The organism is Nonomuraea antri, assembly GCF_013283785.1.
Lineage (GTDB): Bacteria > Actinomycetota > Actinomycetes > Streptosporangiales > Streptosporangiaceae > Nonomuraea > Nonomuraea antri.
In genome coordinates this window covers 1-25,268 of record NZ_JABCPZ010000031.1, presented here as the reverse complement: position 1 = coordinate 25,268, position 25,268 = coordinate 1, and the positions used below count along the sequence as shown (strand labels likewise).

Genomic DNA, 25,268 nt, shown 5'->3' with positions numbered 1-25,268 from the left:
CGTTCCCGTATCACCCCCCGACGATGGAGGAGAACGACGTGGACCTGATCGCACCCCCGTCCGCGCAGGTCACCCGGGTGCACCGGGCGCTGGCACTGCTCGCTCCCGCGGGCCCGCTGGCGATGGCGGCCTGGGCGCTGCTGGTGCCCTACGCCGTGGCCGACGCCCCGGACGTGTGGATACCGAAGGCGGCCGCCGGCGTCGGCCGGCTGCAACTGGCCATGTGGATGCTGCTGGTGTTCGCGCTCACCGCCGGGGTGGGCGCGATCGTGACCGGCCTGGTGGCCAGGCGCGGCTCGCCCGGGCTGGGCACGGCGGGGATGGCGCTGACGTACGTGGGATTCGCCGCGCTGGGCTTCAGCGGGGCCGGGTACGACGCGGCGGCGGTCGCCTCCCGCCAGGCGGGCCTCGGCCAGGCCGCAACCGAGCGGCTGCTGGCCGGGCTGGACGCCTTCCAGGCGCCGGCGCTCGGCGGGGCGGTGTTCGTCCCGCTGATGTTCCTCGGGATCGTCCTTCTCGCGGTGGCGCTGTGGCGCGGGCGTCAGGTGCCCCGGTGGGCCGCGGCGCTCATGCCGGCCTCGTTCCCGCTGGTCATGGCTGGTGGATTCGTGGCCATGCCGGTCAACGCGCTGGGCTGGCTGCTGCTCGCCACCGGGTTCGGCGCCGCCGGCGCGGCCTGGGTGCGCCCGCGTCCGGCGCCCGCGGTGTGACGGCCGCTGGTCTGCGTACTTTTACCTGGAACGCCGCCGCCCCGGACACCGATCATCTGGTGTGCTCCTCAGCAATCGAGCCGTGTTCGCCAGCTCGGACCTCGACGAGGTCCGGGACGAGGTGGCCAAGGTGTTCTGCCCGCACCGACTGGACCTGGCCGGAGACGCCGCCCTGCTGGCGGCCCAGTTCAACTCGGTCCAGCTCGGCTCGGTACGCATCAGCTACCTCGACTACGGGGCCGACGTGCACATCGAGCCCGGCGACCTGGACACCTTCTTCCTGGCCATGATCCCGCTCACCGGGCGCAGCCTGATCCGCGCCGGTGACAAGGAGATCGTCTCGACGCCGTCCCTGGCCTCGCTGCCCTCACCGACCCGCCACCTGGACATGCGCTGGGCGGCGGGCTGCCCGCAGCTGCTCATCAAGTTCGAGCGCACCGCGCTCGAACGCGCGCTGGAGCAGCTGCTCGGCGAGCCGCTGGACGAGCCGATCATCTTCGGCCTGGGCGTGGACATGACGCTGGGCTGGACCAGGTCCTGGCGCGGCATGGCCGACCTGCTGGTCAGGGAGGCCGAGCACGACGACGGGCTGACCGCCCAGCCCCTGGCCGTGGCGCATCTGGAGAACGCCATGATGAGCCTGCTGCTGACCAGCCAGCCGTCCAACTATCTGGAGCGGCTGACCGCGCCCCGGCCGCCCGCGCTGCCCAAGGTGGTGCGGCGGGCGATGGAGTTCATCGAGGGACACGCCCATCTGCCGCTCACCACCAGCGACGTCGCCGCCGCCGTCGCGGTGAGCAGCCGTTCGCTGCAGGAGGGGTTCCGCGCCCATCTCGGGCTGACCCCGATGGCCCACCTCAGGTCGGTGCGGCTGGTGCGGGTGCACGAGGAACTGGCCGTCGCCGACCCGGCCAGGGCGACGGTGACCACGGTGGCCGCCCGCTGGGGCTTCCTGCACCAGGGACGTTTCGCCGCCATGTACCGCGAGAGGTTCGGGCAGCAGCCGTCGGAGACGCTGCGCCGCGGTTCCGCGTCAGGTGGATGAGATCCGCGCTCAGCGGATGGCTCGGGCGGCGGCGCCGGCCGTACCTTTCATGTCAGGCGCCGACCACCACTCAACTCCTGACGGAAAGGGACCACCCACCATGCGAAACATCCTCGTCGTCGGCGCCGGGCAGGCCGGCCTGCACCTGGCGCTCGGCCTGCTCAAGCAGGGCTACGACGTCACCGTCGTCTCCAACCGCACCCCCGAGTCCATCCGCGACGGCCGGGTGCTGTCCAGCCAGGCCATGTTCGGCACCGCCCAGGCCCACGAGCACGCGCTCGGCCTGGACTTCTGGGCCGGCGAGTGCCCGCCGATCGAGGGCATCGCGCTCGCGGTGCCCTCTCCTGAAGGCGGCAAGGCGCTCGACTGGGCGGCCCGGCTGGACGTCCCTGCCCGCTCGGTCGACCAGCGGATGAAGATGCCGGCCTGGCTGGCGGAGCTGGAGCGGCTCGGCGGCAAGCTGGTCGTGCACGAGGCCGGCGTCCAGGACCTGGAGGGTTACGCCGCCCAGTACGACCTGGTGCTGGTCGCGGCCGGCAAGGGGGAGATCGCCTCGCTGTTCGAGCGCGACCCGGCACTCTCGCCGTACACGACGCCGCAGCGGGCGCTGGCGCTCACCTACGTCCACGGGCTGGCGCCCAGGCCCGACTACTCGGCGGTCTGCTTCAACCTGCTGCCCGGGGTGGGCGAGTACTTCGTCTTCCCGGCGCTCACGCGCACGGGCCCGTGCGAGATCATGGTGTTCGAGGGCCTGCCCGGCGGGCCGATGGACTGCTGGGCCGACGTCCGCACCCCGGCCGAGCACCTGGCGCGCAGCCGCGAGATCCTGCAGCGGTTCTTCCCCTGGGAGGCCGAGCGCTGCGCCGGGATCGAGCTCACCGACGCGGGCGGCACCCTGACCGGCCGTTTCGCCCCCACGGTACGCAGGCCCGTCGCGGTGCTGCCGTCCGGCGCGCCCGTGCTCGGCGTCGCCGACGTGGTGGTGCTCAACGACCCGATCACCGGGCAGGGCAGCAACAACGCCGCCAAGTGCGCCGCCGCCTACCTGGCGGCCATCGTGGAGCGCGGCGACCGGCCGTTCGACACGGAGTGGATGCGCGAGACGTTCGACCGGTTCTGGGCCGACGCGCAGCACGTCACCGGCTGGACCAACACCCTGCTCGCCCCGCCGCAGGCGCACCACCTCGCGCTGCTGGGCGCCGCCGGCGAGCACCCGCGGATCGCCTCGCGCTTCGTCAACGGCTTCGACGACCCCAGCGACTACGCCGACTGGTACCTGGACGCCGGCCGCGCCGAGGCCTACCTGAACCGGGTCGCGGCATGAGATCGCTGCGTGAGGCCTTCGGGCAGTTCGCGACCGGGGTCGCCGTGATCACCACGGTGACCCCGGAGGGGACGCGTGCCGGGGTGACCGTCAACTCGTTCACGTCGGTCTCGCTCGATCCGCCGCTGGTGTTGTGGTGCCTGTCGGAGCGGGCGCCCAGCGCGCCGTCGTTCCTGCGGGCCGGGCAGTTCGCCATCAACGTGCTGGCGGCCGGGCAGGAACACCTGTCGCGGCGGTTCGCCACCGGGGCGGCCGACAAGTTCGCCGGGGTGGAGCTGCTCGGCACGCCGCTGCCGCTGCTCGCCGGGACGCTGGCCCATTTCGTCTGCCGTACGGTGCGCGTGCACGACGGCGGCGACCACCACATCTTCGTCGGCGAGGTGGAGCGTTACCAGCGGGCCGAAGGCGACCCGCTGGTCTTCCACGCCGGACGCTACCGGGAGTGCATGCCGGAGCTGGCCATCGGCCGCGCGTCGTAGAGCCGGCTTCGGCGAAGCCGGCTCTACGGCGCCGAATCAGTGGGCCTGCTCGTACTGTTCCACGACGGAAGCGGCGATGCGGCCGCGCTCGCTCACCGGCAGCCCCTGGGCCTTGGCCCAGCGCCTGATCTCGGTGGCCTTCTCACGGCTGACGGCCCGGGCGGACACGCCGCCGCCCCGCCTGCCGCGCACGCCCCGCTCGGCCCGGACCGGGCGGGCCTTGGCGATAAAGGGGGCCAGGGCCTTCTCCAGCTTCTCCCGGTTGGACCCGGAGAGGTCGATCTCGTAGTTGGTGCCGTCGAGAGCGAACCTCGTGGTCCCCTCGGCGTCACTGCCGTCGATGTCATCGATAAAGGACTCAACAATGCGCTTCGCCATAGGGTGCTCCAATTACGTTTACGGTTGCAGGGTACTGTAGCCCCCTTCAGCAGATCATGCATCTTCTTGCGGCAGCCTTTCGCGCACGTGGCGCGGCTCTCTCGGTTCTCCAGGTGGGGAGCACAGCGAAAGGCTCTTTTGCCACCGTTCCGCTATGTTGAAGCTCAATTCAAAGGCCATGGCCAATGGCTGGAATGTCCGTGGAGAGGCCGCTCTTGGCGTATCGGGGGTGCGCGGGGGCCCGGAAACGCAAGACGCCCCGCGTCACGCGGGGCGTCTCGGAAAAAGCTGGGGGGCCGGCCGGGTCAGCGGTCGAGGTGGTTCTTCAACGCGTCGAGCGGGCCGTCCCAGTCGCGGGCCAGCGCGGCCAGGAACTGCTGGGCCACCTGCATCGGCGCGGAGCGCAGCCGGTAGCGCACCCGCCGCCGCTCCCCCGGTTCCGCCGTCACCAGACCGGCCTCCGACAGCAGGGCCAGATGCTTGGCGATCGCCTGCCGGGTGATCGGCAGGCGGGCGGCCAGGTCCGTCGCCGTGGCCGGGCCGCCCGAGGCCAGCGCGGCCAGGATGGCGCGCCGGCTCGGGTCGGCCAGGGCGATGAAGACCTGCTCGGCGATCGCCTCGACGTCAGGCGGCATCGAGGTGGCCGGCCAGTTCGCCCAGTTCGTGCCCCCATCCGTCGTGGTGGGCGTCGTACGCCTTGCGGTAGGCGTCCTCAGGCAGTTGCGCGAAGCCGGTCTCGACCATGCGCAGCCTGGTGCCCGCGCCGGCCGGTTCGAGGGTGAACTCGACGTACGTGCGGCGCGGGTCGTCCTTGGGCAGCCCGAAGATCTGCCAGGTGAACCCGAACACGACGGGCTCCTCCACGCGTTCGACGCGCAGGTCGGCCGTGTGCCCGTCGTTCCAGCGCATCTGGGCGGCGCCGCCCGGGCGCAGGTCGATGCTCGCCTCGTGGCCCAGCCAGGCGCTCAGGCCCTCGGCCGTGGTGAGCGCGGCCCACACCTCGGCCGGCGGCCGGGCGACCTCGATGGTCCGCTCGATGCGATCAGGAAAACCCATGACAGCCTCCTCCGATAGGTAGCAATGTAACGGTCTCGCGGATCAGGTCCGCTCCGCCGCCGGCCGAGCGGGTCAGGTCCGCCCCGCCGCCGGCCGGGCCGCGTCACGCGTGCGCAGCCCGAACCAGATGAGCGCCACGCTGAGGAGCGTCACGACCACGTTCACGCCGAGGGCGAGCCGGATGCCGGTCAGCTCCGCGCTCTGGGTGGCGGCGACCGCGCCCAGGATCGGGATGCCCACGGTCAGCGCCACCTGCTGGGTCATCGAGGTCAGGCCGGTGGCCAGACCCTGCTCCTCGTTCGGCAGCCCGGAGGTGCTGGTCACGGTGTGCGCCACGATCGCGCTCACGTGCCCGAAGAACCCGATGAACAGGGCCGGGACGATGATCGCCAGCGCCCACGTCCCCGCCCCGATGAACATCAGCGGGATCGTCGCCAGCCCCTGCACGCTCAGCCCCGTGACCAGCACGACGCGGCTGCCGAAGCGCCCGATGAACCGCCCCGCGATCACCCCGGCGACCACCGAGGCCAGTCCGGGCACGCCCAGGATCAGCCCGGTGACCAGCGGGGACATCCCCAGGACGCGCTGCAGGTAGAGGGTCAGCAGGAAGATCATGGCCGGCTCCATCGTGAAGATCACCAGGCCGGCGTAGTTGCCCCACTTCACGGTGGGCCGCTTGAGAATGCGGATGGGCGCGAGCGGCGCGGGCGAGCGCAGCTCGATCACCCAGAACGCGGCCAGCAGCGCCAGGCCGGCCACGGCCGCGACGGCGTTCTTCTCGATGACCGCGTAGATCACCGCCAGCAGGCCGCCGGTGACGGTCACGGCCCCGGGCAGGTCGGCCCGCACCCGGTCGGGCAGCCGGCTCTCGCTGATCAGGAACGGCGTCAGCAGCAGGATCGCCACCGCGACGGGGACGTTGATGAAGAACGCGGCCCGCCAGCTCAGCAGGCTGACCAGGGTGCCGCCGACCAGCGCGCCGACGGTGAATCCGCCCGACAGCAGCGCGCCGTTCAGCCCGAGCACCCTGGCGCGCAGCGGGCCCTCCTCGAACGTGGTGGTGAGCAGCGACAACGCCGCGGGCAGGGTCATCGCGGTGGCCAGGCCCTGCAGCACCCGCGCGGTCAGCAGCGCCTCGGGGCCGGTCGCGAAGCCGCCCAGCAGTGAGGCTCCGGTGAGCACGACCATGCCCAGCAGCAACATCCTGCGGCGGCCGAACAGGTCTCCCATGCGGCCGAAGGCCAGGGTGAAGCCGGCCGCGGGCAGCGCGTACGCGGAGGTGATCCAGGGTAATTCGGCCAGCCCGAGCCCGACGCCCGCCCCGGCCTCGGGCAGCGCGACGTTCAGGATCGAGAAGTCGACGGACAACATGAAACTGGCGCCGAGCAGCACGAACGCGATCAGACGCCGCCTGCCGTCGAGGCGCGGCGGCGCGGCGGTGTCGATGGTCAGAGCGGGAACAGCCATGACAGCCTCCAGTTAGTAGCAACCGAACGGTTGCCACATTATGGCAACCAATTGGTTGCGTCAAAGGATTGCGCCGTACGCGAACGTCGACCAACCAGCCGATTGCAAGCCGCTTGCTAGTGCGGTCGGCGATCATCGCTGCGTGCCGCGCATGCGCTCGGGGACGCCGAACGGCGGGCGACGCATGCCGGCGAAGGGCGGATCGGGGACCGCCCGGAGCCGAGCCGACGCTGCACCCGGATCACTCAGACCGCGCATCGCAAGAAACACGAGGTGAGAAATGGCGACGCCGACGATCAGCGTGTCCACGCTCAACGGGCGCCACCACAAGGCCGCGCTCACGTTCTACCTGATCATCGTGGTGGCCCACTGGGCCGAGCACGTGGTGCAGGCCATCCAGGTCTACGCCTGGGGCTGGCCCATGGCCGAGGCCCGCGGCGTGCTCGGCATCCCCTTCCCGTGGCTGGTGACCTCCGAGTGGATGCACTACGGCTACGCGTTAATCATGCTCATCGGCCTGATCCTGCTCCGTAAGGGCTTCACGGGCCTGTCGCGCACCTGGTGGAACATCTCGCTCGGCATCCAGGTGTGGCACCACCTGGAGCACCTGCTGCTGCTCCTGCAGAAGATCATCGGCGTGAACCTGGCCGGCCGGCCGGTCCCGACGAGCATCCTGCAGCTGGTCTGGCCCCGGATGGAGCTGCACCTGTTCTACAACGCCCTCGTCTTCGTGCCGATGGTGGTGGCGATGCTGCTGCACCGCCGCGCTTCCGAGCACTCCGCCGGTGCGACCTGCACCTGCGCGGTCTCCCACCACTAGGCAGGGCTGCTCATGACGGTCATGGCGGTCCAGAAGCGGCGGGTGAGCGGCTTCTCCGTGGTGCTGGCCGTGGTGGGGGTGCTGCTGCTGCTCGCCTCCGTCCCCGAGTTCGGCCCGGCCATCCGGGCGGCGCGCGGGGACGGGGTGAGCGGCGCGTTCACCGCCAGGCAACTGCAGTGCATCCAGCACCCCGGGCACGAGTCCTGCGTCTGGACGGGGGACTTCGCCTCCGGCGACGGGCAGATCAGGCGCCAGGGCATCGAGATGTACGGCAGCGACCGCGGCACGCTGACGGCCGGGCAGATCGTCCAGGCCGTCGACACCGGGCGCGAGACCCGCGTCTACGGGCCCGACGGCTCGGACGAGTGGGTGTTCACCGGCCTGCTCGCGCTGGCCGGGCTCGCGGTGCTGGTCGTGGGCGTCAGGCGGATACGCAAGCCGCGCCCGGCCGCCGCCGCGCCGCCGGACGAGACCCCCGAGCTGGACGAACCCGCCCCCGAACATACGTAAACCTTCCGATGCCCGTCACCATGGGCGAAACCATGATGGGCCGATGCACGCCACCGATCTGGTCCCGCTGTCCCTCATGCGCTTCACGGCGTCCGCGGGCGGCTGGACCAGCGAGGAGCGGCAGATCGGCTTCGCCGCCACCCAGCTCATCCCGTCCTGGACCGGGCGCACCGCGCCGGGCACCTGGATCGAGGTGGAACTGCAGGCCACGACGGTCTTCGGCACCCGCACGAAGTGGTACGTCATGGGCCGCTGGGACGAGCACGGCGAGCACCGCACCTCCGTGCCCGGCCAGGGCGACGACGACGGCGACGTGGCCGTCGACACCTTCGTCGCGCGGCGGCCGGTGACGTCCTTCCGTACCCGGGTCACCCCGCACGGCGCTGGCGCGCGGGTGACCTCGCTGAGCGTGCTGGCCTCGGCCGTCCCGGCGCGCGCGGTGACTCCCAGCCCGCCGGCCGGGCAGGACGCCGTCGAGCTGGCCGTGCCCCCGCTGTCCCAGTACGCGCACGCCGGGCTGCACCCGCAGTGGGGCGGCGGCGCCGGCTGGTGCAGCCCGGTGTCGCTGGCCATGGTGCTCGGTTACTGGGGACTCGGCCCCGCGCCCGCCGACCTGACGTGGGTCGCCGACGGTGACCCTGGCCCGGCCGTGGTCCACGCCGCGCGCGGCACGTACGACCACAGCTACCAGGGCACCGGCAACTGGCCGTTCAACATCGCCTACGCCGGCTGCTTCGGCCTGACCGGATTCGTCACCAGGCTGCGCTCGGCCGCCGAGCTGGAGCGCCTGGTGCGCGCCGGCGTCCCGGTGATCACCTCGCAGTCGTTCAAGGCGCACGAGCTGCCCGGATCCGGTTACGACACCGACGGGCACCTGATGGTCGTGACGGGTTTCACCGCCGCCGGCGACGTCGTGGCCAACGATCCGGCCGGTCCCGAGCAGGGCCTGGTGCGCCGGGTCTATCCCCGGGCCGCCTTCGAGAACGTCTGGCTGCGGAGCCCTGGCAGCGGCGGCGTGGCCTACGTCCTGCACCCGCCCGGGCACCCCCTGCCCGAGGCCCCCGACGGCAACTGGTGAGTCGCCGGGAATTCACCTTCTCGCCAGGGACGGGCGGACACTCCCGTGTCATCATATGTCAGGACATATGCATGTCAGGGAGAAAGGGAGAACGATGCGACGCACCCCCCGGCCGCTCCTCGTGGCACCGACGTTCGCACTCGCCTGCGGCCTGGCCGGCCCCGCCGCCGGCGCCTCCGCACCCTCCATCGACCCGCAGGTGGAGACGCCCGCCCTGTACGACGACGAGGCCGGCGGCAACGCCAACGGCGACGACCCGGCGATCTGGCTGCACCCGTCGGACTCCGGCGACAGCGTGGTGGCCGCCACCGCCAAGGAAGGCGGCCTGTACGTCTACGACCTCGACGGCGAGCAGCTCCAGCACTTCCCCGCACCCGCGCCGCCCGGCCCCGACGACGAGCCCGGGCGGTTCAACAACGTCGACGTCACCTACGGCTTCGCCGGCCGTGACCTGGCCGTCGTCTCCGACCGCGGCCGCGACACGCTGCGCTTCTACGCCATCTCCGACGGCCGGCTCACCGACGTGACCGACCCGGCCGCGCCCTTCGTGTTCAACACCAGCCAGGAGGAGGTCAACGAGGCCAGGACGGTCTACGGCCTGGCCGCCTGGAAGGACGGCACGGGCACCTACGCCCTGGTCAGCCGCCGGCACACGACCTCGATCGGCCTGGTCAAGCTGCTGGCCAAGCCCGGCGGCAAGGTCGGCTACCAGGTGATCAGGACGCTGGACCTGCCCGCTTCCTTCACCCTGCCCAACGGCCAGACGTGGGCCCCCTGCCTGGAGCCCGGCGAGCTGGCCCAGGTCGAGGGCATGGTCGTCGACCAGCAGCGGGACGTGCTCTACGCCGCCCAGGAGGACGTCGGCATCTGGCGCATGCCCGCCGGCCTGACCGGGACTCCGGTGCTGGTGGACAAGGTCAAGGAGTACGGCGTGCCCGGCGTCTACGACCCGGAGACGGAGGAGTGCGCGCCCGGCGCCGACCCCGGCTTCGGCGGCGCCCACCTGTCCGCCGACGTCGAGGGACTGACCATCTACCACCGGGAGAACGGCAAGGGCTACCTGCTGGCCTCGAGCCAGGGTGACGACCACTTCGCCGTCTACCGCAGGGAGAGCGGCAACGCCTTCATCGGCCGCTTCCGCATCGGCGCGGACGACGGCATCGACGCGGTCGAGCACAGCGACGGCGCGGCCGTGCTCAACGTCCCGCTGGGCGACTTCGACGAGGGCCTGTTCGTGGCCCACGACGGCGCGCAGACCCCGGCGCAGCCCGATCGCGAGAGCACCAACTTCAAGTTCGCCGAGTGGGACGACATCGCCGACGAGCTCGACCTGGACGTCGACACCGGCGGCTGGAACCCGCGCGACTGACACCCGCACGCGACCTGGCCCCACCCACCGGCGGGGCCAGGTCCTTCCCTGCGACAGCGTCCAGCGCGGCAGGTCATGCCGCCGGGCGGACGGCGTAGCCGGACAGCGCGGGCTCCAGCGCGCCGAAGGCGACGCGGGCGTGCCCGTCGAGCGTGCGCGCGATCTCGTCGTCGGCGTGCCCGTCGAGCGTCAGGCGCAGGGTCTCCTCGAACAGCAGCCGGTGCACGCCGCCGAGCAGCGTCGCCGCGACGCGGGGCAGGAGGTCGCCAGGGGCCGCGCCGGTCTCGTCGGCGAGCGTGGCGGCCAGCGCCTTCTCGCGGTCGTCGTGGAACTCGCGCAGCCGGGCGGTCAGCGCCGGGCTCTCAGTGATCATCTCGGCGAACCTGGGGCCGGAGAAGCCGATGACCGGATCATGCTCGGCCACCGCGGCCAGGTAGGCGCGGCGCAGCGCGGCCAGCGCGGATTCGCCCGGCCGGCGCTCGCGCACGGTCGTCGCGGGACCCTGCACGAAGGCGTCGTGCAGATCGAGCGCCAGGTCCTCCTTGCGGGGGAAGTAGTTGGTGACGGTCATCTTGGCCACCTGGGCGGCGGCCGCCACCTCGGCGATGGTCACGTGGTCGAAGCCGCGCTCCAGGAACAGCCTGGTGGCCTGGTTCGAGATGTTCTCCCTGGTCTGGCGCTTCTTCATGGCCCGGAGGCCGGACGTCTGCTCGCTCACGGGATCACTATACCTAGGTTCGTCCCAAAATTGTTCTTGACATCTTTTTAGGTCTGACCTAAGTTTAGGTCGTGCCTCGCCAGTGGTCGTCCGGCGGGGACCCGTCGAAAGGACTTGCGCGTTGACCGTGACCGATTCGGTGAGCGAATACCTCAAGCAGATCGCCCGCACCCCGCTGCTGACCGCGCAGCAGGAAGTGGAGCTGGGTGCGCGCATCGAGGCCGGGGCGAACGCCCGGCGCCGCCTCGACGAGCACCCCGGCGGGTTCACCCCCGCCGAGCGCGACAGCCTGGAGCGCCTGGCCGAGGACGGGCAGCGGGCCAAGGACCACATGATCGAGGCCAACCTCCGGCTGGTCGTCTCGATCGCCAGGCGCTATGCCGCGACCGGCGCCCTGCCGCTGCCCGACCTGATCCAGGAGGGCACGATCGGCATGATGCGCGCGGTGGAGAAGTTCGACCACCGGCGCGGGCTGAAGTTCTCCACCTACGCCACCTGGTGGATCAAGCAGGCGCTCGGCCGCGCCCTGGACGACCAGAGCCGTACCGTGCGCATCCCGTCGCACGTGGCCGAGCTCGTCAACCGGGTGGCCCGCGCGCGGCGCGCCCTGCTGCAGGAGCGGGGCGCCGAGCCGACGTCCGCGCAGCTCGCCGCGGAGCTCGACCTGAGCGTGGCGAAGGTCGAGCAGGCGCTGCGCCTGGCCAGGGAGACCGTCTCGCTGCACACCCCGATCGGCGACGACGGCGGCGAGCTCGGCGACCTGCTGGCCGACGACGCGGCCGGCCCCGCCGACGAGGTCTGCGCGGCGTCGCTGCGTCCCAGCCTGGAGGCGGTCATGGCGACGCTGACCGAGCGTGAGGCGGCCGTCATCTCCCAGCGCTACGGCCTGGCCGACGCGCGGCCGCGCACCCTGGACGAGATCGGCCGGGCGTTCGGGCTGACCCGCGAGCGCATCCGCCAGATCGAGGCCAAGGGCATGATCAAGCTGCGCCACCCCACCCGCACCCGCGCCCTGGCCGACCTGCTCGTCTGATCGTGGGCCGAGGCCAGCCGGTCGAGCGGGCCGGTCGAGCGGGCCGGTCAGCCGAGCAGTTCGGCCATGAGCGGCAGGGCGGACGGGTCGGCCAGGCGCACCGCGATGAGGGCGACGTCGTCGGTGAACCGCTCCCTGCGGTGCTCCAGCAGCCGGTCGCACATGTCCTCCAGCGACAGGTTCCGCAGCATGTCCGCGGCTCGGGCGAGGCTCTCCATGCCCTCGTCGATGTCGTGCTCGCGGTCCTCGATCAGCCCGTCGGTGTAGAACAGCAGCGTGGAGCCGGGCTGGACGATCTCCTCGTGGTCGGGCCGGGGCAGCTCGGGGGTGACGCCGAGCGGGTGGCCGCCGTCTTCGCGCAGGTAGCGGACCGGGCCGCCGGGCGGCACCAGCAGCGGGGGCGGGTGCCCGGCGTTGGACCAGCGCAGCCGCCAGCCGGACTCGCCGTGCTTCTCCAGCCTGGCCAGCGCGACCGTGGCCATCGGACCGCCGTGCAGGCCGTGCAGCACTTCGTCCAGCCGCTGCAGGATGCGGGACGGCGGCTTGCACTGCTCGTAGGCGATCACCCGCAGCATGTTGCTGATCTGGCTCATGACGGTGGCCGACCTCAGGTCGTGGCCCATCACGTCGCCGACCATCAGGCAGGGCACGCCGTCGGGCAGGATGATCGCGTCGTACCAGTCGCCGCCGATCTGCGGCACCTCGCTGGAGGGCAGGTAGCGCGCGCAGGCCGACAACGCGCCCAGGTCGGGCAGTTGCGGGAGCAGGCTGCGCTGGAAGTCCTCGGTGCTGCGCCGGATGCGGTCGTAGAGCCGGGCGTTCTCGATGGCGACGCCGGCCGCGCTCGCCAGGGCGCCGATGATCCGCTCGTCGTCGCCGGTGAACGTGCCGCCCGTCCGTTTGTCGGCGAAGTACAGGTTGCCGTAGACGGTGCCGCGGACCAGGATCGGCGTGCCCAGCAGGGAGTGCATCTCCGGGTGCCCCGGCGGGAACTGGCGGAAGCGGGGATGGGCCGACACGTCGTCCACGCGCAGCGGCCTGGGCTGGGCCATCAGCTCGTCGAGCAGGCCATGGGTGGTGGGCATCCGGCCGATGGCCGCGGGCACGTCTTCCGAGACGCCGCAGGTGAACAGGTCGGCGAACTCGCCGTTCTCGTTCAGCACGCCCAGCGCGCCGTACGTGGCGTCGACCAGGTCGGCCGAGACCTCCACGATCGTGCGCAGCGCCGTGTTCAGCTCCAGCTCCGAGCTGATCGCCAGCACCGCTTCGAGCAGGCGTTCCATCCGGCCGTGCAGATCGCGGATCTGCGCCAGACCCGCCTGCAGCCGCTGCCAGCCCTCGGCGCCCAGCGGCCCCAGGTCCTCGCCGAACGAGACACCCTCCTCCGGCCGTTGCGCGCCCACCTGACCCCCCGAGATGCCCTCGCTCCCCTCATGCCCGGCGGTGCCGGGCATCACACCTGGTCACGGGGGTGATCGTGGTCGGCGATGACCGGATCTGCCAGATAACTGTCGTTACCGTCATTTCGTGTGTTCCATGACAATCAGGTCATGTCCTCCGCGCACCGCGTCGTCATCGCGCTCTTCCCCGACGTCGACCTGCTCGACGTCACCGGCCCTGCCGAGGTGTTCGCCCTGGCCAACAGGATCGCCGGCCGGGAGCTCTACGACGTGCGGCTGGCCGGGCTCACTGGCGGGCACGTCACCACGTCGGCCGGGGTGCGGCTGGTGGCCGATCTGACGTTCGACGAGGTCGGCGACCGGGTGGACACCCTGCTGGTGCCCGGCGCGGTGCGGGTCACCCCCGGCGGGCCGGTCGCGCTGAGCGAGCCGGAGGTGGTGGCCTGGGTGCGGCGGACCGCCCCCGCCGCCCGCCGGGTGGCCTCGGTGTGCGTCGGCGCGCACATCCTGGCCGACGCCGGGCTGCTGGACGGCCTGACCGCCACCACCCACTGGTCCACCGCCGCGCAACTGGCCGCCGACCACCCGAATGTCACGGTCGACCCCGACCCGATCTTCGTACGGTCCAGCGGCCGGGTGTGGACGGGCGCGGGCATCAGCGCCTGCCTGGACCTGACGCTCGCCCTGGTGGCCGAGGACCACGGCGAGGAGACCGCGCTGGCGGTGGCCCGCGAGCTGGTCATGTACCTCAAGCGCCAGGGCGGCCAGAGCCAGTTCAGCGTGCCGCTCACCCACGCCTCCTCCGGCCGCAGGGACATCGACGACCTGCGCCTGTGGATCGCCGAACACCTCGCGGAAGAGCTCACCACGATCGAGCTGGCGGCCCGGATGGGGCTCAGCCAGCGCCAGTTCACCCGCGTGTTCAAGCAGCTCACCGGGGCCACCCCGGCCGCCTACATCGAGGCGGCCAGGGTGGAGGCGGCGCGCCGGCTGCTGGAGACCACCGATCTGCCGCTGCCGCGGGTGGCCGCCGACAGCGGGCTCGGCTCGGTGGAGACACTGCATCGCGCGTTCCGCCGCCGCCTGGGCACCGGCCCCGGCTCCTACCGCCGTCGCTTCCGCACGGTGGCCTGACCCCGTACCCGTCCATCGCACCCGCCGCCGCCCGGCGGCGGCGTCAGCCTGCGCGAAAAGATCCGCGCACCCAACGAAGGAAGATCAGTCATGAGTAACGTCTCCTCCACCCTCCGCCAGGTCTCCAGGCTGCCCGCCGAACCGGCCCGGCTGTCCGAGTCGACCCTCCTCCTGATCGACTACCAGAACACCTACCGCACCGGCGTCATGGCCCTGCCCGGCGCCGACCTGGCCCTGGCCGCCGGGGCTCGCCTGCTGGAGCGGGCCCGCGCCGCGGGGACGCGTGTCGTCCACGTGGTCAACGACGGCGGGCCCGGCACCCCGTACGACGTCCGGGCCGAGATCGGCGCCATCAGCCCGCAGGTCGCGCCGCGCGACGGGGAGCCGGTGGTGGTCAAGACGTTCCCCGACGCCTTCCACCAGACCGGCCTGCGGCAGGTGCTCACGGACCTGGACGCCGGGCCGGACCTGGTCGTGGCGGGTTTCATGACGCACATGTGCGTGGCCTTCACCGCGCAGGGGGCGTTCAACCTGGGCTACCGCCCGACCGTCGTCGCCGACGCCTGCGCCACCCGCCCGCTGGCCGGCCCGGACGGCGCGCCGCTCTCGGCCGAGGCCCTGCACGCCGCCGCCCTGACCACGATCGGCGACCTGTTCGGCGTGGTGGTGCCCACCGCGGACGCCCTGCCCGCCTGATTCGCCCTCCTGGTCCACCCCGGCGATCTCAACGGTCTCCGTCAGCGGGGTGTCCACCGCCGGGGCACACCAGCGTCACCGCGATCCCGTGTTGCCGCAGGTCGAACCTGAGCACTTCGGACACCCCGCGCAGGCCGAACCCGGCCGCGCCGGTGATGAGGACCCGCCTGCCGGACAGGGATCCGCTCGTCTCCGAGATGCCGGCCATCACGAACCCTCCTGTACCTGGATCTCCCCGACCTTCAGGTCACCGTGGGCGCACGACAGCCGGACGCCGTCGGCGTCGCGGACGAGCGTGCCCCACCCGGTCGGCAGCAGCAGCGGCCAGCGGCCGTGCGCGCGTGACGACAGGGTGAGCCGCCGGGTTGTCGCGTCGTAGCGGGCGCCGGACAGCGCGCCCAGCACCGACCACCCGGCCATCGCCCGCACGTAGTGGTCGCCGCACTCGATCTCGTTGTACGGGTTGCGCCGCCGCCCGTCGTACCTGGCCCACAGCCCGCCGAGGATCGCGTCGGCCTCCTCCGTCAGTCCCTCCCACAGGCAGTGCGCCGCGACCTGGTACTCGCTGCCGGTCCACACCTCGTCGCAGTACCGGGTCGGGACGTCGGGACGGCCGCCGCGCGGCCAGGTGCACATGAGCAGGCCGCGGTCGTCCCCGTCGGCGAAGACCCGGTACGGGTGCTCGAAGCCGTCGAACCCGGTGCGCAGGTTGTGCCGGACGACGGCACGCAGCGCGCTCACCACGTGCTCGCGCGGCAGCAGGTGGCCCAGGCCGAGGTGGTGTGCCCACCACTGGCCGATGAGCTGGTCGGACAGGCAGCCGTCCAGCCACTGGAACTCGGCGGATTCGCCGTCCGCCGGCCGCTGCACGTAGTACTCGCCGTTGAACAGCTCCGCGTCGTAGCGCGCGGCGCCCCTGGTGAACAGCTCGCGCAGCTCCGCCGCGAGCCCCGGCTCCCCGGTCAGCAACGCCAGTTCCTCGGCGGCGCGCAGCGCGGCCAGCCAGAGCGTGCCCATGTACGGGTTGAGCCCGCGCAGGTCGATGTCGTGCGTGGACGGCTGCACCCCGCGCAGCACCCCGGTGCCGTCCGGGTCCCACTTGGCCCGGATGTGGGCCAGCAGGCGTTTCACCCGGGGCCAGTACCGGTCGAGCCAGTCGGCGCCGTGCCGTACCTCGCGGTAGGTCTTGAGTATCGCGCCGAGCATGCCGTCGAGGGCGGGCTCGGCCGGGCCGCCGATGGGGGCGTCCCAGAGCTGGCGCAGGTAGGTGGGCACGATCACGCGGTGCGGCAGGCAGCCGTCCGGGGCCTGCACGACGTCGAACTCGGTGGCGCGCATGTCGCGTTCGAGCTCGGGGAACAGCTCGGCCGCGGCCTGCGCGTAGTTCCACACGTGAGTGCAGTTGAGCGGGCAGGAGCCACCCGTGTCGCCCGCCCACATGACGGTCGAGGCGCCGAGCACGCCCTCGAAGCCGAAGAACGCGCCGTCGGCGGTGCGGAAGCAGGACGGGCTGCGCAGGATCGCCGCCTGCGCGGCCAGGTGCTCGACCGCCTGGTCGGACAGGCTGCTGCCGGCCAGCGTGTCCACCCAGCGCAGCGAGGTCTCGCGGAGCCGGGACCACCGGTCGCGAACATACTCGGCGACGTCGATCGCGTCGGCGAACCTGGTCGCGTAGGCGTTGCCGAGCCAGAACCTGGTCGGGCCCCACGCCGGTTCCGGCACGCCGAACTGCACGAAGTTGGCGTAGCGGTTCGGGAAGTACCAGGTCATACAGATCCTGATATTTCGGGACTCGCCGGGTTGGAGGATCATCGGGGCGACGAGGCCGCCGTTCCAGGTCTGACCCGCCGGGCTGGGCAGGTGGCCCGGCTGCGGCCCGCTCGCCTGGTAGTCCGGCAGCCAGGACGCGTACCTCGCCTTCTCCGCCCCGGCGTGCACCGCCCGCCCGGCCAGGAAGGCGAGGAACTCGTCGGGATGCGTCCACTGCGGCAGCGCGGCGGCGTCGGACGCGTCCACGCCCAGCACCGCCTGGCCCGCTCCGGGCGCCGCCGGGTCGATCGCGGTGTTCTCCATGACCAGCGACGTCCAGCCGCGGGCGCGGCGGACCCGGTTGGTGTTGCCGCCGTACCCCGGCCCGCGCACGCCGTCGACGGGGGTGGCGCCGTCGTGGCCGACCGGGTTCTGCATGGCCGCCGCGAGCCACACCTGCGCCGGAAGCGGCCCGGGATTGGCGACGGTGAAGGTGAACAGCGCGGCGGGCAGCGAGCTGTCGTCCACCTCCAGCGGGATCAGCGGGTTGAACGCCTCCAGCTCCAGCTCCACCGGCAGCCCGTGGTAACGCACGTGCGCGAACGGGTACAGCCCGCGAAAGGTGGTCCCCCGCACCCCGCGATGCCTGGCCAGCAGCTCGCGCTGCCAGTCCGGCACGTGATCGTCGTCGACCAGCGGCGTGCCCGCCGACCCCGGCTCCGGCGGCGGGGCCTGGAGAACGAACCGCTCGTCGGCGGGCGGCTCCCACCGGCTGACGCGCAGCGCGAAGAAGGTGTGCGGCAGTGACCCGCGATGGTTGCCGACGTTCTGCAACTGCCACTGCCGCAGCCCGCCGTCGGCGCAGACGGCCAGGTTGCCGGTGCCGATGCCGCCCAGCGGCAGGGCCACGTGCCTGCCCTCGTCGTACGGGATCGGCCGGGCGCGGCCGAAGGCCGGGTTCACTTGAGCCCCGACAGGCGCACGCCGCGGATGATGTGCCGCTGGAAGATCAGGAACAGGACGACGACCGGCAGCGCGGCGAGCGTCGAGCCGGCCATGAGCAGCCCCGCCTCGGTCGTGCGTTCGGAGCGGAAGGTGGCCAGGTACTGCTGCACCGGGAACAGCGCCGGGTCGGTGATGGTGAGCACCGGCCAGACGTAGGAGTTCCAGAACAGCAGGAACGACGTGGCGGCGACCACCACGAACGCGCCCTTGGACAGCGGGATGAAGATGTGGCGGAAGACGCGCCACGGACCCGCCCCGTCGAGCTGCGCCGCCTCCTCCAGCGCGGCGGGCACCGACAGGAAGAACTGGCGCAGGAAGAACACCTGCAACCCCGACGCCGCGCCCGGGATGACCAGGACCGCCAGGCTGTCCAGCAGGCCGAGCTGGGTCACCACGATGAACGAGGTCAGCATGATCGCGATGCCCGGGATGAACATGGTGCCGATCACGATGATCCACAGGGTGCGCTTGAACGCGAACTCCAGCCGGGCGAACGCGTACGCGCCGAGCGCGTTGATCACCAGGGTCAGCGCCGCGAACAGGCTCGCGCCGGCGAAGGTCACCCCCAGGGAGCGGAGGAACGCCTCGTCCGACACCATGCGCGCGTAGTTGTCCCAGCGCCACACCTCGGGGAAGAACTGGAACGGCGTGGCCACGACCTCGGTCTTCGCCTTGAACCCGGCCACCGCCAGCCAGGCCAGCGGGAACAGCGCGGCGACGACGAACAGCGCGGCCAGGGCGTACCTGACGAGCGCTCCACCGAGATCTCTCATCCGTCCATCGCCTTCTCGGATCTGACCAGCCGGAAGATGACCGCCGACACCGCGCCGAGCACGCCGAGCAGCAGCAGCGCCGCGGCGATCGAGTAGCCGACGTACAGGTCGGTGTTGAAGTGCTGCAGGATGAACAGGTTCGGCAGGTTGGTGGAGTTCACCGGCCCGCCCTGGGTCATGACCAGCGGCAGGATGAGGAACTGCAGCGACGCCGCGAATCCGGTGACCAGCAGAAACAGGATCACGTTCTTCATCAGCGGCAGCGTGATGCGGAACATCTTCGTCCACGGGCCGGCGCCGTCCAGCGAGGCGCACTCGTAGTACGCCTCCGGGATGTCGAGCAGCCCGGCCAGCATGATCAGGGACGCCACGCCCATGCCGATCCAGATCGCCGGCACCGCCAGGGCGGGCAGCGCCGTGGCGGTGTCGCCGAGCCAGGGGACGGCCTCGACGCCGAAGAAGTCCAGGAACCAGTTCAGCACGCCGCCGCGATGGGTGTAGATGAGCGCGAACACGATGGCGGCGATCACCTCGGAGATCACCGCGGGGACGTAGATGGTCACCTTCAGCACCGCCGCCATCCGCCTGCTCACCGCCTTGACCAGGTTCGCGAACACGAAGGCGATCGTGACCTGGGCGGGCACCACCATGGCCGAGAAGAGCAGCCCGCGTACGACGGCGTCGACGAACTCGGCGTCGGTGAGCACGTCGAGGTAGTTCTTCAGCCCGACGAAGACGGCCGGGTCGTAGAAGCTCCAGGTGAAGAAGCTGATGTAGACCGCGTGCAGCAGCGGCCAGAGCACGAAGACGGCCAGGAGGACCAGCAGCGGCGCGAGCATGACGTACGCCGTCCGGTTCGCCCGCCTGGGACCGGCGCGGACGCCGGCGGCGCGCCGCGCGCGGGTGGCGGCGCGCAGTGACGTGACAGCCACGGGGGCACTCCCTTCCCCGCCGCCGGGCCGGGGGCCGGCGGCGGGCGCTCTGGTCAGGAACCCTGTCCGGCCAGGTCGTTCTTGGCGATCAGGTCCTTGATCTCGGCGTCGGCCGCCCGCAGCGCCTGGTCGACGTCCTTGCCCTGCATCGCCTGCTCCATCGCCTTGCCGAAGGCCAGGCTGATCGCCCAGTCGTAGCTGGGCTCGGGCTTGGCGTACTTGACCACCTGTTCCTCGATGGTCTTGGCCCAGGGGTTCTGCGCCGCCGCCGGGTCGCCGTTGATCGCGTCGGCCACCGCGGCCCTGGGCGAGTACTTGGAGAACTTGGTGGTCCTGAAGAACTCGGTCAGCAGCGCGGTGTCACCGGCCAGCAGCCAGGAGACGAAGTCGGCCGCCGCCTTGGCGTTCCTCGACCTGGCGTCCACGGCGAGCGTCCAGCCGCCGAGCGTGGCGGTGGGCTTGGTGGCGTCGCCGTCGAAGGAGGGCAGGGCCGCCGCGCCGATCTGCGGCACCAGGTTCGGGTAGTCCGACAGGAACACGCTCGCCGCCCACGAGCCGCAGACCATCATCGCGGTCTTGCCCTGGCCCAGCGGGTTGGCGTCCGCGTACGGCGCCAGCGGCTCCTTGGGCATGATCCCCTGCTGGTAGAGGGTCTGGTAGACCTGCAGCAACTGCTTGTACTTGGGGTCGGCGGCGCGCGGGGCCGACCAGTCGTCGCTGATCGGCAGGTGGCCTGCGGCGTTCAGCTGCAGGCCCCACGTCGACCAGCCCAGGTCGATCTGGTTGGCGGCGGTGACGAATCCGGCCACGTCCTTGGTGGTCAGCTTCCTGCCGTAGTCGATGACCTCCTGCCAGGTGGCCGGCGGGCGGGCGGGGTCGAGCCCGGCCTTGGCGAACAGGTCCTTGCGGTAGTACAGCACCGTGGACGGCTCGACCAGCATCGGGTAGGCGTACGTGCGGCCCTGGTAACGCACCGAGCCGACCACCGGCTCCCGCAGGCCGGCCCACTTGTCGGCCGGGATGAGCTGGTCGAGCGCCTGGATCTGGCCGGTGCGGGCGAAGCCGGGGACCTTGCTGTAGTTCACCGTGTAGACGTCGGGCGCCTTGCGCGCGGCCTGGGCGGCCTTCATCTTCTGGTCCCACACGTCCGCAGGCACGATCACGTGCTTGAGCACGACCTGGTTCTGCGCCTTGTTGAACGCGGCGACCGCCTTCTTGTACCAGGCGTCCTCCTGGTCGGTGAACTTCTGCTGCCACAGCGTGATCTCCGCCTTGCCGCCGCCCTGCGCGGGGGTCCTGCCGCCCGACCCGCAGCCGGCGGCCAGCGCCGCCGCGCCGGCCACGACCGCGATCAACCTGATGAGTGGTGTGCGCACGTCGTCTCCTTCCGGGGACGTGGGGGTGAGTCCGGGAATGCCCCGGAGCTGGAAATCGATTACCCCGATCTCATCGAGTGCGCCGCGGAGCCGCGCGCCGGGCGCGGCTCAGGGCTTGACCAGAGCGACGTCGTCGAGCTGCAGCCACATGTCGCCGTTGTCGGTCCAGATCCCGGCGAAGACCTCGACGGAGCCGCGCTGCCCGCTGTTGAAGGTGACGGTGAACTTGGTCCAGGCGCCGACCGCCCGGAAGTTGACCTCGGCGAACGGGAGCCCGCCCGGGTTCCGCACGCCGAAGAAGCCGTTGTCGTTGTTCGGTGAGGTCCTGAGCCGGCCGGTCAGGGTGTAGTTCGTGTTCCGCTCGACCGCGACGACCTGGTGCAGGTCGTGCCAGCCCCGGTTGTAGCGGACGAAGGCGTTACGGTCGGCGGTGAACGCCCAGGTGCCGTGGTCGATGCCGCCGTTGCCGCGCACCGCCCAGGGCGCCGACACCGTGCCCGTCGTCTGGCGTTCGAAGCTCGGGTCGCCGACGAGGTTCGGGTTGGTGATCGTCGCGTCGGGGTTCAGCCGGATCCTGATCAGGTACACGTTGTACGGCGTCCACTCCGACAGCGCCAGGTAGAGGTCGGGGCCCGGCGACCAGGGGTGCATGAAGCCGCCGTACAGGCCGGGGAAGTCCGCGGAACTGGCCACCACGGACGGCGCGCTCCACGGGCCGGTGGGCGCGGGCGCGCTGCGCAGCACCACGTCGCTGCCCCGCAGGTACGTCATCAGCCACTTGCCGGTGTAGGCGTTGAACTGCACCGACAGCTCCGACACCGGGGCCGCGACCACCGGGACGGCCTGCGTGTCCTGGCCGGTGCGCCAGGCGTCGCCGGTCCAGTACTGGTAGGCGGACTTGGTCAGCACCGCGGTCTCCGGCACCCTGGCCAGGTAGGCGGCGCCGTTGCGGCCGTTCGGGGTGCCGAACAGGTAGACGTAGCCGTCGCGGCGGACGAACGCGGCCATCTGGAAGTGGTTCGTCCCGCCCGGGTTGTCCCAGCGGGGGCCGCCGGTGACCCAGTTCTGGCCGTTGTCGTCGGAGTAGGCGATCGAGGCGTGGTTGGTGTCCCAGACGCCCGGGTCGCCCCAGTGCCGTACCGACATGTAGGCGAGGTACTGGCGTGTCCCCACCGACACCCCGGCCGTGGGGATCACCGTGATCTCGTCGCCGTCGATCTTCTTGCTCGGGATGAGCTGCTTGGCGTGGCCGGGCGCGTCGGTGGCCGCGCCGCTGAACGACATGCCGTCGGCCAGGTTCCGGTCCGTGCTGCGCAGGAGCACCTGGCTGCGCCAGTCGTCGCCGTTCGCGCCCGGCGGCCGCCACGTGTCGCCGAACGTGTCACCGAAGGCGGCCAGGATCTGACCGGCCCCGTTGTCCCACATGATGCCGAGATCGGTCGCCTTGACCTTCCAGTTCACGTCGGTGGCGCTGAGCGAGCCTGGCCCGGTCAGCTTGCTCACCACGACGGCCGGCGAGCGGGCGGCGGTCGCGGTGGTGGTCGCGGCGGCGGACGTGGCGGTGGCGGTCGTGGTGGCGGTGGTGGCCTGGGCGTGCGCGGCCGGGAGCAGGCCGGCCAACAGGATCAGCGCGATCGTGATGCGTAGGAGCTGCACCGGGCCCTCCTGGAAGGGGAATCGATTTCGCTACGAGACTCCGCAGAGGTGGACGTGCACGCCGAGCTCGGCGAACGCCGCGGCCTTGGCCGTCAGCGCCCGGTCCGCGCTCTCGGCGTCGGGGGCGTAGGCCACGTTGAGGTGGTTGGCCCGGTGGCGGGCCATGAACTGGTCGCGGGTGACCCCGTGCAGTAACGCGTGCATGATCGGCCACTGCGGGGTGGTGGCGTCGAGCCTGCGCCTGGTCTCCTCGTCGGGCAGCGCGACCACGGTGGCCCGGCCCAGGTCGAGGTGCAGGTCGCCGTCCATGATGAACACCCGCGACCAGACGATCTCGCCGGGTTTGGACACCCCGCTCAGCGTGCCGCCGCCCAGCGGGAAGTACATCGGCGGCTGCCGCATGCTCCACGACCTGTGGTAGCCGCCGTGGTGCGAGGCGGGCACCGCGCCGGAGATCTCGAAGACCCAGATGAACCGGCCCTCGTACGCCTCGCCCCAGCGCACGTCGTGCAGGGTGGTGGCGGGGTCGAGGCCCATCGCGGTCCAGATCCTGTTGGTGATCAGCGAGTCGACCGCGACGCCCTCGTCCACCTCGTTGAAGTGCGGCAGCGGGCGGCCCGGGTAGAGCTCGCGGGCGCCGTCGCGGCTGCGCACCGGCGGGCGCTCGACGTTGTTGAGCAGCCCCTCGGCCAGGTCGCTGGCCGGGACCACGTCCTTGAGTCCCTGCTGGTACTGGATGCCGACGGCGTCCAGGCCGAAGTCGTCGGCGATGCGCAGGGCCGCGACGTACATCTTGAACTGGCTGGTGAGCTGCGCCTCGGTGAGCTCGGTGGCGTCGTCGGCGCCGAGGTGGAAGGTCAGGCCCGCCTTGTCGAGCCAGGCGCGGACGGCGTGCGCCTCGGCGTCGCCGACCCGGTCCATCTCGGCGACGAGCGCGCTCTGCGACAGCCGCTCCTTGTAGATGCCCAGCGGGTTGAGCAGTTCGTCGTCGATGATGGCGTTGTACATCCCCATGCAGCCCTCGTCGAAAACGCCGATGATCGCCTTGTCCGCGACGAGCCGGCGCGCGATGGCCCGGCCCAGCTCGGACTCCGGCGTCGGGGGCAGTTCGGCCAGGTCCGGCAGGTCGGTGACGTGGCTGGTGTCGTGGGTCAGCTCGCCGGTGTCGAGCCAGGTCTTGAGCCCCTGCCTGCCCCATTCGTCGGTGAAGTCCGCGCTCCACAACACCGAGTACGGCCGGCCCGCCTTGGTCAGGCTGCCCGCCAGGTTCAGCAGGCCGACCAGGCCGGGCCAGCGTCCGCTCCAGTTGGCCACGACGAGGACCGGGCCGCGGTGGCCGCGCAGCCCGGCCAGCACGTGGTGGCTGTACTGCCAGACCGCCTCGACCACGATCAGCGGCGCGTCGGGGGGTAAGCGCTTGAACACCTCGATGCCGGCCCGCTGGCTGTCGATGAAGCCGTGCCCCTTGGCCGGGTCGACGTCGTGGCCCCGGCGCACCGTCCAGCCCAGGTCGCGCACCGCCGCCGCGAGGTCCCGCTCCAGTTTCTCCTGCACCGGCCAGCAGGTACGGTTCGCGCCCTGGCGCAGGTCGCCGCTGGCCACGGTGTAGACGACGCCGGGTTCGGCCGCCGGCGGCTCGATGAGCTGAGGGAATTGGTACATGGCCCGCCCTTCGCGTGGGTGCCGGTCCGATGTCTGCCTTCGCTTCGCCCGCTCGTGAGAAATCGATTGCTGATTTTTCCCAGAACGTAATCAACAGCGCGGACGGAGTCAACAGGCATCGGGGAATGAGGGTTTACTCGATGTTTCTTACAAGCGGTTGTTGCAGAAATATCCGCATAACCTGGCATAACGCCTGCGGGCGTTTGCAGTTTTAGCTGGACATCTTGACTGAGCCCTCAGCTTCCGGCTCACTGTGTCTGCAACCGGTTGGTATCTGAATCGTAGGGCGATCCCCGTTCCACCCCCCGAACCGCGAGCCCACGCTCGTAACGAATGGAGCCAACGTGCGCGAGAACCGACCCCTGGGCAGACGCCTGACGGTCGTGCTGACCTCCGGCCTCATCGCCACCGGCGGCCTGGTGGCCGCGCTGCACACGCCGGCCGCGGCCGCCCCGGCCGCCGGCGACTACCTGCTGGCCAACGCCGGGAGCGGGCTGTGCGCCGCCGTGCCCGGGCAGAGCACCGCCGACGGCGTGCAGCTCGTGCAGAGCGCCTGCGCCGAGGGCGCCGGGCAGGTGTTCACGCTCGTCGCCGCCGGGTCGAACTACCAGCTCAAGGCCAGGCACAGCGGCAAGTGCGCCGGGGTGCGCGACGCCTCGACCAGCGCGGGCAAGGCCGTGCAGCAGGAGACGTGCACCGGCGCCGCCTCGCAGACCTGGCAACTGGTCGCCGCAGGGGCGCACTACCGGGTGGTCAACGCCAACGGCGGCAAGTGTCTCAACGTCAAGGACAGCTCCACCGCCGCGGGCGCCGTCCTGCAGCAGAACTCCTGCGACTCGGTGGCCACCAAGCAGTGGTCGCTGCGCCCGGTGACCGGCGGCAGCCCGTCCCCCACCCC

25 protein-coding genes are annotated in these 25,268 nt (G+C 71.6%); 12 read left to right on the top strand and 13 right to left on the bottom strand.

The window, feature by feature from the left end; all coding sequences use genetic code 11:
* The first annotated feature begins 23 nt into the window (after positions 1-23).
* The 4 genes from HII36_RS13155 (at position 24) to HII36_RS13140 (ending at position 3,558) form a co-directional block, all read left to right on the top strand.
* Positions 24-710, top strand: a complete 687-nt coding sequence (locus HII36_RS13155; RefSeq protein ID WP_173523419.1) for a hypothetical protein — start codon at positions 24-26, stop codon at positions 708-710.
* An 82-nt stretch (positions 711-792) separates the two neighbouring features.
* Positions 793-1,755: an AraC family transcriptional regulator gene (locus HII36_RS13150; protein WP_328807700.1), complete on the top strand. Its 963-nt coding sequence runs from the start codon at positions 793-795 to the stop codon at positions 1,753-1,755.
* A gap of 100 nt (positions 1,756-1,855) precedes the next feature.
* The gene (locus tag HII36_RS13145) at positions 1,856-3,079 is read left to right on the top strand and encodes a styrene monooxygenase/indole monooxygenase family protein (RefSeq protein ID WP_173523417.1); all 1,224 of its coding nucleotides are present in this window, start codon (positions 1,856-1,858) and stop codon (positions 3,077-3,079) included.
* Positions 3,076-3,558, top strand: coding sequence for a flavin reductase family protein (locus HII36_RS13140; RefSeq protein ID WP_173523416.1), 483 nt, complete (start codon positions 3,076-3,078; stop codon positions 3,556-3,558). The genes HII36_RS13145 and HII36_RS13140 overlap by 4 nt, the downstream gene beginning before the upstream one ends.
* A 36-nt stretch (positions 3,559-3,594) precedes the next feature.
* Here the strand turns inward: HII36_RS13140 and HII36_RS13135 are convergent, their stop codons facing one another.
* The 4 genes from HII36_RS13135 to HII36_RS13120 all read right to left on the bottom strand — a co-directional run bounded on the left by HII36_RS13135 (position 3,595) and on the right by HII36_RS13120 (position 6,459).
* On the bottom strand, positions 3,595-3,936 hold the full coding sequence (locus HII36_RS13135) for a histone-like nucleoid-structuring protein Lsr2 (protein ID WP_173523415.1): 342 nt from the start codon (positions 3,934-3,936) through the stop codon (positions 3,595-3,597).
* A gap of 305 nt (positions 3,937-4,241) precedes the next feature.
* The gene (locus HII36_RS13130) at positions 4,242-4,571 is read right to left on the bottom strand and encodes an ArsR/SmtB family transcription factor (protein WP_173523414.1); all 330 of its coding nucleotides are present in this window, start codon (positions 4,569-4,571) and stop codon (positions 4,242-4,244) included.
* On the bottom strand, positions 4,561-4,992 hold the full coding sequence (locus HII36_RS13125; protein ID WP_173523413.1) for an SRPBCC domain-containing protein: 432 nt from the start codon (positions 4,990-4,992) through the stop codon (positions 4,561-4,563). Before HII36_RS13125 ends, HII36_RS13130 begins: the two co-directional genes overlap by 11 nt.
* Before the next feature lie 72 nt (positions 4,993-5,064).
* Positions 5,065-6,459: an MFS transporter gene (locus tag HII36_RS13120; RefSeq protein WP_173523412.1), complete on the bottom strand. Its 1,395-nt coding sequence runs from the start codon at positions 6,457-6,459 to the stop codon at positions 5,065-5,067.
* Positions 6,460-6,739: 280 nt separating this feature from the next.
* Here HII36_RS13120 and HII36_RS13115 point away from each other — a divergent pair, with 280 nt between their 5' ends.
* The 4 genes from HII36_RS13115 (at position 6,740) to HII36_RS13100 (ending at position 10,236) form a co-directional block, all read left to right on the top strand.
* The gene (locus HII36_RS13115) at positions 6,740-7,279 is read left to right on the top strand and encodes a hypothetical protein (protein WP_173523411.1); all 540 of its coding nucleotides are present in this window, start codon (positions 6,740-6,742) and stop codon (positions 7,277-7,279) included.
* Positions 7,280-7,291: 12 nt separating this feature from the next.
* Positions 7,292-7,789, top strand: coding sequence for a hypothetical protein (locus HII36_RS13110; protein WP_217369469.1), 498 nt, complete (start codon positions 7,292-7,294; stop codon positions 7,787-7,789).
* A gap of 43 nt (positions 7,790-7,832) precedes the next feature.
* Positions 7,833-8,867 carry a peptidase C39 family protein gene (locus HII36_RS13105; protein WP_173523409.1) on the top strand — a complete coding sequence of 345 codons (1,035 nt, stop codon included), beginning with the start codon at positions 7,833-7,835 and terminating at the stop codon, positions 8,865-8,867.
* Between the two features lie 94 nt (positions 8,868-8,961).
* Positions 8,962-10,236 (top strand): phytase, encoded by a 1,275-nt coding sequence (locus tag HII36_RS13100; protein WP_173523408.1) that lies wholly within the window; start codon positions 8,962-8,964, stop codon positions 10,234-10,236.
* 73 nt (positions 10,237-10,309) lie between these two features.
* On the opposite strand, the gene HII36_RS13095 is transcribed toward HII36_RS13100, so the two are convergent.
* On the bottom strand, positions 10,310-10,954 hold the full coding sequence (locus HII36_RS13095) for a TetR/AcrR family transcriptional regulator (RefSeq protein WP_328807699.1): 645 nt from the start codon (positions 10,952-10,954) through the stop codon (positions 10,310-10,312).
* Positions 10,955-11,081: 127 nt separating this feature from the next.
* On the opposite strand from HII36_RS13095, the gene HII36_RS13090 reads away from it, so the two are divergent.
* Positions 11,082-11,987: a sigma-70 family RNA polymerase sigma factor gene (locus tag HII36_RS13090; protein WP_328807704.1), complete on the top strand. Its 906-nt coding sequence runs from the start codon at positions 11,082-11,084 to the stop codon at positions 11,985-11,987.
* 47 nt (positions 11,988-12,034) lie between these two features.
* Here the strand turns inward: HII36_RS13090 and HII36_RS13085 are convergent, their stop codons facing one another.
* Positions 12,035-13,441 carry a PP2C family protein-serine/threonine phosphatase gene (locus tag HII36_RS13085; RefSeq protein WP_173523406.1) on the bottom strand — a complete coding sequence of 469 codons (1,407 nt, stop codon included), beginning with the start codon at positions 13,439-13,441 and terminating at the stop codon, positions 12,035-12,037.
* A gap of 96 nt (positions 13,442-13,537) precedes the next feature.
* On the opposite strand from HII36_RS13085, the gene HII36_RS13080 reads away from it, so the two are divergent.
* Positions 13,538-14,521: a GlxA family transcriptional regulator gene (locus HII36_RS13080; RefSeq protein ID WP_173523405.1), complete on the top strand. Its 984-nt coding sequence runs from the start codon at positions 13,538-13,540 to the stop codon at positions 14,519-14,521.
* Positions 14,522-14,611: 90 nt separating this feature from the next.
* A complete protein-coding gene (locus HII36_RS13075) occupies positions 14,612-15,217 on the top strand; it encodes a cysteine hydrolase family protein (protein WP_173523404.1) in 606 nt (201 codons plus the stop codon).
* Between the two features lie 28 nt (positions 15,218-15,245).
* On the opposite strand, the gene HII36_RS13070 is transcribed toward HII36_RS13075, so the two are convergent.
* The 7 genes from HII36_RS13070 to HII36_RS13040 all read right to left on the bottom strand — a co-directional run bounded on the left by HII36_RS13070 (position 15,246) and on the right by HII36_RS13040 (position 24,370).
* Complete coding sequence (locus HII36_RS13070) at positions 15,246-15,425, bottom strand: hypothetical protein (protein ID WP_217369467.1); 180 nt, start codon at positions 15,423-15,425, stop codon at positions 15,246-15,248.
* Positions 15,425-17,929, bottom strand: a complete 2,505-nt coding sequence (locus tag HII36_RS13065) for a GH116 family glycosyl-hydrolase (RefSeq protein WP_173523403.1) — start codon at positions 17,927-17,929, stop codon at positions 15,425-15,427. Before HII36_RS13065 ends, HII36_RS13070 begins: the two co-directional genes overlap by 1 nt.
* A complete protein-coding gene (locus tag HII36_RS13060; protein WP_173523402.1) occupies positions 17,926-18,744 on the bottom strand; it encodes a carbohydrate ABC transporter permease in 819 nt (272 codons plus the stop codon). Before HII36_RS13060 ends, HII36_RS13065 begins: the two co-directional genes overlap by 4 nt.
* Positions 18,741-19,676, bottom strand: a complete 936-nt coding sequence (locus tag HII36_RS56530) for a carbohydrate ABC transporter permease (RefSeq protein WP_217369466.1) — start codon at positions 19,674-19,676, stop codon at positions 18,741-18,743. Before HII36_RS56530 ends, HII36_RS13060 begins: the two co-directional genes overlap by 4 nt.
* A gap of 53 nt (positions 19,677-19,729) precedes the next feature.
* Positions 19,730-21,052, bottom strand: a complete 1,323-nt coding sequence (locus HII36_RS13050; RefSeq protein ID WP_173523401.1) for an ABC transporter substrate-binding protein — start codon at positions 21,050-21,052, stop codon at positions 19,730-19,732.
* A gap of 108 nt (positions 21,053-21,160) precedes the next feature.
* On the bottom strand, positions 21,161-22,708 hold the full coding sequence (locus HII36_RS13045) for a DUF4185 domain-containing protein (protein WP_217369465.1): 1,548 nt from the start codon (positions 22,706-22,708) through the stop codon (positions 21,161-21,163).
* A gap of 30 nt (positions 22,709-22,738) precedes the next feature.
* Positions 22,739-24,370 carry a fucose isomerase gene (locus tag HII36_RS13040; protein ID WP_173523400.1) on the bottom strand — a complete coding sequence of 544 codons (1,632 nt, stop codon included), beginning with the start codon at positions 24,368-24,370 and terminating at the stop codon, positions 22,739-22,741.
* A gap of 344 nt (positions 24,371-24,714) precedes the next feature.
* Here HII36_RS13040 and HII36_RS13035 point away from each other — a divergent pair.
* Positions 24,715-25,268: RICIN domain-containing protein (locus HII36_RS13035; protein WP_328807698.1), on the top strand; the 554-nt coding region annotated here is incomplete at its 3' end.